The following is a 10,324-nucleotide window of genomic DNA, read 5'->3' as shown; positions in this document are numbered from 1 at the left end:
CGGAGCAGCTCATGACCTCGCCGACCACGCCCCACGACAAGGTAGTCGCCGCTCTCCGGTCCTCGATGAAGGAGACCGAACGGCTGCGCAAGGAGAACCGGCAGCTGCTGGCCTCGGCCGCCGAACCCGTCGCCGTCATCGGCATGGGCTGCCGTTACCCCGGCGGCGTCGCCTCGCCCGAGGACCTCTGGGACCTCGTGGCGAGCGGCACCGACGCCACCGGCGGCTACCCGGCCGACCGCGGCTGGGACCTCGGCGCCCTGGCGGACGCCGGCGTCGACGAGCGCGGCACCCGCGTCTCCCGGCGCGGCGGCTTCCTCGACTCGGTGTCCGGATTCGACGCCGACTTCTTCGGCATCTCGCCGCGCGAGGCCGTCTCCACCGACCCCCAGCAGCGCCTGCTGCTGGAGACCTCCTGGGAGGCCTTCGAGCGGGCCGGGCTCGACCCGGCGGCGCTGCGCGGTAGCCGCACCGGCGTCTTCCTCGGCACCAACGGCCAGGACTACGCCTACCTGCTGGTGCGCTCCCTGGCCGACGCCACCGGCGACATCGGCACCGGCATCGCCGCCTCGGCGCTCTCCGGCCGCCTCTCCTACACCCTCGGGCTGGAGGGCCCGGCGGTGACGGTCGACACCGCCTGCTCGTCCTCGCTGGTCGCCCTGCACTGGGCGGTCCAGGCACTGCGGGCCGGCGAGTGCACGCTCGCCGTCGCGGGCGGCGTCAACGTGATGGCGACGCCCGGCTCGCTGATGGAGTTCTCCCGGCAGGGCGGACTGGCCTCGGACGGGCGCTGCAAGGCGTTCGCCGACGGGGCCGACGGGACGGGCTGGGCCGAGGGCGTCGGCGTGCTGGTGCTGGAGCGGCTCTCGGACGCCCGCCGCAACGGGCACCGGGTGCTCGCGGTCGTCCGGGGCTCGGCGGTGAACCAGGACGGTGCGTCCAACGGCTTCACCGCGCCCAACGGCCCCGCGCAGCAGCGGGTGATCCGGCAGGCGCTCGCCAACGCGGGGCTGTCGGCCGGTGAGGTCGACGTCGTCGAGGGCCACGGGACGGGCACGCCGCTGGGCGACCCGATCGAGGCGCAGGCACTGCTCGCCACCTACGGGCAGGGGCGGGCGGACGACCGGCCGCTGTGGCTGGGCTCGGTCAAGTCCAACTTCGGCCACGCCCAGGCGGCGGCCGGGGTCGCGGGCGTGATCAAGATGGTGCAGGCGATGCGGGCGGGCGTGCTGCCGAAGACGCTGCACGCGGACACGCCGTCCACGAGGGTGGACTGGTCGGCGGGCGCGGTGCGGCTGTTGACGGAGGCGCGCGCGTGGCCGGGGAACGAGCTGCCGGGGGACGAGCGGCCGCGCCGGGCGGGGGTGTCCTCGTTCGGGATCAGCGGGACGAACGCGCATGTGATCGTCGAGCAGGCGCCCGTCGTGGACCAGCCGGAGGGACTGGGCAGGGCGCCGGGAGTGGCGCCGGGCGTGGTGCCGTGGGTGGTCTCGGCGAAGTCGGCGGCGGCGCTGGACGCGCAGCTGGAGCGGCTCGCGGAGGCGGGCGGCTCGCCGATGGACGTCGGGCTGTCGCTGGCCGGGCGGTCGCGGTTCCGGCACCGGGCGGTGCTGTTGGACGGTGCCGAGGTTGCGCGGGGCGTGGCGGGGGAGCGGTCGACGGCATTCCTGTTCTCGGGGCAGGGGTCGCAGCGGTTGGGGATGGGGCGGGAGTTGTCTGCCCGGTTCCCGGTGTTCGCCCGGGCCTTCGACGAGGTGTGCGGGGAGCTTGACCCGGTGCTGCGGGAGGTGGTGTGGGGTTCGGACGCGGAGCTGCTGAACCGTACGGAGTTCGCGCAGGCGGGGTTGTTCGCGGTCGAGGTGGCGCTGTTCCGGCTGGTCGAATCGCTGGGCGTGGAGCCGGAGTTCGTAGCCGGGCATTCGATCGGCGAGGTGGCGGCGGCGCATGTGGCGGGGGTGTTCTCGTTGGAGGACGCCTGCGCGCTGGTGCGTGCTCGTGGTCGGTTGATGCAGGCGCTGCCGTCGGGTGGTGCGATGCTGGCGGTGCAGGCGACGGAGGACGAAGTCCTGCCGCTGTTGGGTGAGTTGGTGTCGATCGCGGCGGTCAACGGTCCGACTTCGGTGGTCGTTTCGGGGGCGGAGGAGGCGGTCTCGGCGATCGAGGCGCACTTCGCCGACCGCAAGACGACGCGGTTGCGGGTCTCGCACGCGTTCCATTCGCCGCTGATGGATCCGATGCTGGCGGACTTCCGTGAGGTGCTCAACGGGCTGACGTACCAGGCCCCTTCGATCCCGTTGGTCTCCAACCTGACCGGTGAACTCGGCGGCGTAGACGTCACCACCCCCGACTACTGGGTGCGCCATGTTCGCGAGGCCGTCCGCTTCGCCGACGGCGTCCGGGCGCTGCGTGCGGCGGGCGCCACCGACTTCCTGGAGCTGGGCCCCGACGGCGTGCTGTCGGCCCTTGTCCAGCAGACCGTGGACGCCCCGGCACTCCCGCTGCTGCGCCGGGACCGGCCCGAGGAGCAGGCCCTCGTCACGGCCCTCGCCCGTCTGCACGTCACCGGCGTCCCGGTCGACTGGGCCCGGCTGTTCGACGGCACCGGCGCCCGGCGCGTCGACCTGCCGACGTACGCCTTCCAGCACGAGCACTACTGGCCCGCCCTGGGCAGCGGCGTCGGCGACGTCGCCTCCGCCGGTCTGCTGGCGGCGGACCACCCGCTCCTCGGGGCGGCCGTGCCGCTCGCGGGCACGGACAGTGTCGTCTTCACCGGCCGGCTCTCGCCCGGCGCGGCGACGTGGGACGGCGACGGGGACGTCTTCCCGGCGGCCGGGTTCCTGGAACTGGCGATCAGGGTCGGCGACCACGTCGGCTGCGACCGGGTCGAGCGGCTCGCCGTCACCCGGCCGCTCGCCCTCGGCCCCGGCGGCGGCACGATGGTCCAGGTCCGGGCGGGCGCGCCGGACGAGTCGGGCGCGCGGACGGTGACGTTCTTCTCGCGCCCCGACGGCGGGCTCGACGAGCCCTGGGCCGAGCACGCCACCGGAGTGCTGACCACCGGAGTGCTGACCACCGGGGTGCTGACCACCGGTGCGCGCGGTGCCGGATTCGACGCGGCGGTCTGGCCGCCGACCGGCGCCGTCGAGGACGGCGCGGGCGTCTGGCGGCGTGGCGAGGAGATCTTCGCCGAGGCGGAGCTCCAGGCCGAACTGGCAGGCTCGGCCTCCGGGTTCGGCCTGCACCCGGCGCTGCTGGCCGCCGTCCTGCGGGCGGACGGCCGGGGGCTGGTGCCGGTGGCCTGGTCCGGGGTGTCGCTGCATGCCACGGGTGCCACGGTGGTGCGGGCCCGGCTGGTGCGGACGGGCGCGGACACGGTGTCGCTGGCCCTCGCCGACGCGGCGGGCGAGCTCGTGCTGTCGGCGGAATCCGTCGAGCTGGGCGAGCCGGCCGTCGCCTTCCGTACGGCGAACGGGTCGCTGCTGCGGCTGGAGTGGGTCGAGGCTGCGCCCGCCCGGCCGGTGGACGTCCGGTCCGTGACGCTCGGCGTGGAGGTCGCCTCGCTCGCCGAGTTGCCGGAGTCGGTTCCGGGTGCGGTGTTGGTCCCGGTGGCGGGTGGTTCGACGCCGGAGGCCGTGCACGAGGTGACGGCGTGGGTGCTGGGTCTGGTGCAGGAGTGGCTCGCGGAGCCGCGCTTCGCCGACGCGCGCCTGGTGTTCGTCACTCGGGGCGCGGTGGGTGAGGTCACGGACCTGGCCGCCGCCGCGGTCTGGGGCCTGGTGCGGGCGGCCGAGTCGGAGAACCCGGGTCGGTTCGTGCTCGTGGATGCGGATGCCGACCTGCCGTTGGGCGCGGTACTGGCCGTGGGCGAGCCGCAGGTGGTGGTCCGCGACGGTGCGGTGCGCGTCGGCCGGCTGACCCGAGCCGAGGGTGGCGGTTCGTCCGAGGGCTGGGGCGCGGGCACGGTCGTGATCACGGGCGGTACCGGTGGTCTGGGTCGTGTGGTCGCCCGGCATCTGGTGGCCGAGCACGGTGTGCGTGAGCTGCTGTTGCTGAGCCGTCGCGGGGGCGCGTCCGAGCTGGTGGACGAGCTGGCCGGGCTGGGGGCCAGGGCCGAGGTGGTGGCGTGTGACGCCGCCGACCGCGAGGCGCTCGCCCAGGCCTTGGACGGCCGGACGATCAGCGGTGTCGTGCATGCGGCCGGTGTGCTGGACGACGGCGTGGTGAGCGCGCTGACGCCCGAGCGGCTGTCGGCCGTCCTGCGCCCGAAGGTCGATGCCGCCTGGAACCTGCACGAGTTGACCAAGGGCCAGGACCTCAAGGCCTTCGTCCTGTTCTCCTCCATCTCGGGTGTGATGGGCAGCGCCGGTCAGGGTAACTACGCCGCGGCCAACGTCTACCTGGACTCCCTCGCGCAGTGGCGCCGCCAGCAGGGTCTGCCCGCCCAGTCGCTGGGCTGGGGCGCGTGGACGCCCACCGCCGGTATGACGGGGACGCTCTCCGAGGCCGACCTGCACCGCATCCGCTCCTCCGGCGTCCCGCCGTTGACCGAGGAGGACGGTCTCGCCCTGCTCGACGCCGCCATGGCCGTCGAGGAGCCGTACCTGGTCGCGACTGGCCGGATGGCCGCCGGCGCCCGCCCGCGCGGCGAGGTGCCGACGATGTTCCGCGCCCTGCTGCCCGCCGGGCGCCGCACCGCCGCGAGCAGCACGGGCACGGGTGCGGCGCTCGCCGCCCGCCTGTACGAGCTGCGCGAGAGCGACCGCCCGCGTCACCTCGTCGACCTGGTCCGCACCGAGGCCGCCGGCGTCCTCGGCCACGCCTCGGGCCAAGCAGTGGACCCCGGGCGGGAGTTCCGGGAGCTCGGCTTCGACTCGCTCACCGCGATCGAGCTGCGCAACCGCCTCGCCGACGTCACCGGGCTCCGACTCCCGGCAACCATGGTCTTCGACTACCCGACCCCGCATGCCCTCGCCGCACACCTCCTCGGGGAACTCCTCGACGAAGAGCACGACTCGGCGGCCCCGGCGGCCGTCACCGCCGCCGACGCGGGCGAGCCGATCGCGATCGTCGGCATGGCCTGCCGCCTGCCCGGCGGGGTGCGGACCCCCGAGGACCTCTGGCGGCTCCTGAGCGACGGCCGCGACGGCATCACCGGCTTCCCGACCGACCGCGGCTGGGACCTCGACGCGCTCTTCGGCACCGGCCACGGCGTGAGCGCCACCCGGCAGGGCGGCTTCCTGGCCGGCCTCGGGGACTTCGACGCCGGCTTCTTCGGCATCTCGCCGCGCGAGGCCCTCGCGATGGACCCGCAGCAGCGGCTCCTGCTGGAGACCTCCTGGGAGGCCTTCGAACGGGCGGGCATCGACCCGACCGCGCTGCGCGGCAGCCGGACGGGCGTCTTCGTCGGCACGACGGGCCAGGACTACGCCTCGCTGGTGATGAACTCCCGGGAGGAGGTGGAGGGCCACGCCAGCACCGGGCTGGCCAACAGCGTGATCTCGGGCCGGATTTCGTACTGCTTCGGCCTGGAGGGCCCGGCGCTCACGATCGACACGGCCTGCTCCTCCTCACTGGTGGCGATGCACCTCGCCGCGCAGTCCCTCAACAGCGGCGAGTGCACCCTCGCCCTGGCCGGTGGTGTGACCGTGCTGTCCACGCCGATGAGCTTCCTCGGCTTCACCCGGCAGGGCGGGCTCGCGACGGACGGGCGCTGCAAGGCGTTCGCCGACGGCGCCGACGGGACGGGCTGGTCGGAGGGCGCGGGCGTGCTGGTGCTGGAGCGGCTCTCGGACGCGCGCCGCAACGGGCACCCGGTGCTGGCGGTCGTGCGCGGCAGCGCCGTCAACCAGGACGGTGCGTCGAACGGGCTGACGGCGCCCAACGGGCCGTCCCAGCAGCGGGTGATCCGCCAGGCCCTGGCCAACGCTGGGCTGTCGGCCGCCGAGGTCGACGCCGTCGAGGCGCACGGCACGGGAACCACGCTGGGCGACCCGATCGAGGCGCAGGCGCTGCTCGCCACCTACGGTCAGGACCGCGAACTCCCGTTGTTCCTCGGCTCGGTGAAGTCCAACCTCGGGCACACCCAGGCGGCGGCCGGGGTCGCGGGCGTCATCAAGATGGTGGAGGCGATGCGGGCGGGGGTGCTCCCGAAGACGCTGCACGTCGACGCGCCGTCCTCGCACGTCGACTGGTCGGCGGGCGCGGTGCAGCTCCTGACGGAGGCGCGCGAGTGGCCCGAGGCCGGGCACCCGCGCCGGGCCGGGGTCTCGTCGTTCGGGATCAGCGGGACGAACGCCCACGTGATCGTCGAGCAGGCGCCTGCGGTTGTGCGGGCCGGGGAGGCGGGCATCGCGCCGGGTGTGGTGCCGTGGGTGGTCTCGGGCGCGTCGGAGGCCGCCCTGGACGCGCAACTGGCCGGGCTCGCCGGGTCGTCGACCGGCTCGCCGGTGGACATCGGGCTGTCGCTGGCGGGCCGCTCGCGGTTCGGGCACCGGGCGGTGCTGCTGGACGGCGCCGAGGTGGCCCGGGGCGTGGCCGACGGCGAGCGCCGGACGGCGCTGCTGTTCTCCGGGCAGGGTGCCCAACGTCTGAGCATGGGGCGGGAGTTGTACGACAGGTTCCCGGTGTTCGCCCGGGCCTTCGACGAGGTGTGCGGGGCGCTTGACCCGGTTCTGCGGGAGGTGGTGTGGGGTTCGGATGCGGAGCTGCTGAATCGTACGGAGTTCGCGCAGGCGGGGTTGTTCGCGGTCGAGGTGGCGCTGTTCCGGCTGGTCGAATCGCTGGGCGTCCGCGCCGAGTTCGTGGCCGGGCACTCGATCGGTGAGGTGGCGGCGGCGCATGTGGCGGGGGTGTTCTCGCTGGAGGACGCCTGCGCGCTGGTGGCTGCTCGCGGCCGGTTGATGCAGGCGCTGCCGTCCGGTGGCGCGATGCTCGCCGTGCAGGCGACGGAGGAGGAAGTCCTGCCGCTGTTGGGCGAGTTGGTGTCGATCGCGGCGGTCAACGGTCCGACTTCGGTGGTGGTTTCGGGGGCGGAGGAGGCGGTCTCGGCGATCGAGGCGCACTTCGCCGACCGCAGGAAGACGAGGTTGCGGGTCTCGCACGCGTTCCATTCGCCGCTGATGGATCCGATGCTGGCGGACTTCCGTGAGGTGCTCAACGGGCTGACGTACCAGGCCCCTTCGCTCCCGTTGGTCTCCAACCTGACCGGTGAACTCGGCGGCGTAGACGTCACCACTCCCGACTACTGGGTGCGCCACGTCCGTGAGGCCGTCCGCTTCGCCGACGGCGTGCGCGCCCTCGACGCGGCCGGTGCCACGGACTACCTGGAGCTCGGCCCCGGCGGCGTGCTCACCGCCCTCGCCGAGCAGAACCTCGCCGCGCAGCACCCCGACGAGGGCACCGATCACGTCGCGGCTCCCGCGCTGCGCGCCGACCGGCCGGAGGAGGGCACCTTGCTGACGGCGCTCGCCCGTCTCCATGTCGTCGGCGTGCCCGTCGACTGGGCCCGGGTCTTCGACGGCACCGGCGCCCGGCGGGTGGACCTGCCGACCTACGCCTTCCAGCACGAGCGGTACTGGCCCGCCCAGGCCGTGCACACGGGCGACGTGACGGGCGCGGGCCTGCGTTCGGCCGAGCACCCGCTGCTGGGTGCGGTGGTCTCCCCGGCCGACTCGGGCAGCGTGCTGCTGACCGGCCGGCTGTCGCTGAAGGCGCAGCCGTGGCTGGGTGACCACCGGGTGGGTGGTGTGGCCGTCTTCCCGGCGACCGGGTTCCTGGAGCTGGCCGTGCGCGCCGCCGACCAGGTGTCCTGCGACCGGGTCGAGCGGCTGACGCTCGCCGAGCCGCTGGTGCTGCCCGAGGACGGCGCCGTCGTCGTCCAGTTGGTGGCCGGTGCGCCGGACGGGGCCGGGACGCGCCCGCTGAGCTGCTACGCCCGGTCGGAGGACGCGGTGGACGGTCCCTGGACCTGCCACGCCACCGGCACGCTCACCACCGGCACGCTCACCACCGGCACGCTCGCCACCGGCGACCGGGAAGGCGGCTTCGACACCTCCGCCTGGCCCCCGGCGGACGCGGTCGCCGTGGATCCGGCGTCCTGCCACGACCCGCTGGACCACGGCCCGGCGTTCCGCACGCTGCAGGCGGTGTGGCAGCGGGGCGACGAGGTGTTCGCGGAGGCCGTCCTGCCGGGCCGGGCCGAGGACGCGGCGCCGTACGGGCTGCACCCGGCGCTGCTGGAGGCGGCCGTCCAGCTCGCGGCCCTCATCGGGGCGGACGACGCCGTACGTCTGGTGCCCACGGACTGGCGTGATGTGGCGCTGCACGCGAGCGGTGCGGCCGTCGTGCGGCTGCGGGTCGCGAGGACGGGCACGGATCAGGTGTCCGTCGAGGTCGCGGACGCGGAGGGCGGTCCCGTGCTGTCGGCGGGATCGCTGACGCTGGGCGAGCCGGCCGCGGTGGCCGAGCGGACCGGACCGGGCGGGGCGCTGCTGCGGCTCGACTGGGTGGACGTCGCGGCGCGGGCCACCGGGCCCGTGCGGGCCGTCACCCTGGGCGAGGGCGTGCCGTCGCTCGCCGAGGTGACCGGCGAGGCGCCGGAGGTGGTGCTCGTGCCGGTGACGGGCGGTGCGACGCCGGAGGCCGTGCACGAGGTGACGGCGTGGGTGCTGGGCCTGGTGCAGGAGTGGCTGGCCGAGCCGCGCTTCGCCGACGCCCGCCTGGTGTTCGTCACCCGGGGCGCGGTGCCGGGCAGTGAGATCGCGGACCTGGTCGGCGGTGCGGTCTGGGGTCTCGTCCGGGCGGCCGAGGCGGAGAACCCGGGCCGGTTCGCCCTGCTGGACGTCGAGCGCGCGTCGGACGTGAAGGCGGCGCTGCCCGTGCTGTCCACGCAACTGGACGGCGGAGACTTCCAGTTCACCGCCCGGGCCGGAGCCGTCCGGGTGGGCCGGCTGGCCCGAGTGGCCCCCGGCTCACCCTCGCAGGGCTGGGGCACGGGCACGGTGGTGATCACGGGTGGTACCGGTGGTCTGGGTCGTGTGGTCGCCCGGCATCTGGTGGCCGAGCACGGTGTGCGTGAGCTGCTGTTGCTGAGCCGTCGCGGGGGCGCGTCCGAGCTGGTGACCGAGCTGGCGGGGCTGGGGGCCCGGGCCGAGGTGGTGGCGTGTGACGCGGCCGACCGCGAGGCGCTCGCCCAGGCGTTGGACGGCCGGACGATCAGCGGTGTCGTGCACGCGGCCGGTGTGCTGGACGACGGCGTCGTCACGGCGCTCACCCCGGAGCGGCTGTCGGCTGTCCTCCGCCCGAAGGTCGATGCCGCCTGGAACCTGCACGAGCTGACCGAGGATCAGGACCTCAAGGCCTTCGTCCTGTTCTCCTCCATCTCGGGTGTGATGGGCAGCGCCGGTCAGGGCAACTACGCCGCGGCCAACGTCTACCTGGACTCCCTCGCGCACTGGCGCCACCAGCAGGGCCTGCCCGCCCAGTCGCTGGGCTGGGGTGCCTGGATGCCCACCGCCGGCATGACCGGCACCCTCTCCGAGGCCGACCTGCACCGCATCCACTCCACCGGCGTCCCGCCCCTCACCGAGGAACAGGGCCTGGCCCTGCTGGACGCCGCCATGGGCCTCGACGAGCCCTACCTCGTCCCCATCGGCCGCGCCGCCGGCCCGGCCCGGATGCCCGGCACCGTACCCGCGCTGCTGCGCGGCCTCGTCCGGGGCGCCCGCCGCACGGCCGAGTCCACCGGCGGCCGCACCGGCGCGGTGGCCGCGCTCGCCGCCCGTCTCAGCGAGCTGCGCGAGGCCGACCGGCTGCGCCACGTGGTCGACCTGGTCCGAGCCGAGGCGGCGGCCGTCCTGGGCCACGCCTCGCCGCAGGCCGTCGCCGCCGAACGGGACTTCCACGACCTCGGCATCGACTCCCTGACGGCACTGGAACTGCGCAACCGCCTGACCGCCGTCACCGGCCTGCGCCTCCCGGCCACCCTGGTCTTCGACCACCCGACGTCCGCCGTCCTCGGCGCACACCTGCTGGGCGTGCTCCTGGACGAGCAGGACGCCGCGGACGGTGCCGCGCTGTTCGGCCAACTCGACCGGCTGGACGCGGCGCTGGCCGACCCGGACACCGACGAGGCGACCCGCAACGCGGTTTCGCTCCGGCTGCGCCGAATGCTGGAGAAATTGCGAAACCAGGACGCGCAGAATGCCGAGGACGCCATTGCGGAGCGGCTCGAAGCAGCGAGCGCGGACGAGGTCCTGGCCTTCATCGACAACGAGCTCGGCCGTCTGAGCGACCGCTGACCGACCCCGCCTCATCACAGGAAGGC

General features: G+C 74.7%; 1 protein-coding gene. It reads left to right on the top strand.

The features are described from left to right. Positions 1 to 11: 11 nt before the first annotated feature. The gene (locus tag ACZ47G_RS16515) at positions 12 to 10,298 is read left to right on the top strand and encodes an SDR family NAD(P)-dependent oxidoreductase (RefSeq protein WP_465743188.1); all 10,287 of its coding nucleotides are present in this window, start codon (positions 12 to 14) and stop codon (positions 10,296 to 10,298) included. Positions 10,299 to 10,324 lie beyond the last annotated feature (26 nt).

It is taken from the genome of Kitasatospora sp. NPDC030952 (assembly GCF_055571335.1).
The sequence above is the reverse complement of the archived record's forward strand: the minus strand, read 5'-3'. Positions and strand labels throughout refer to the sequence as shown.

Bases quoted from the DNA above. Each gene is read 5' to 3' on its own strand.
- ACZ47G_RS16515 (WP_465743188.1), top strand. From the start codon at position 12: ATGACCTCGCCGACCACGCCCCACGACAAGGTAGTCGCCGCTCTCCGG.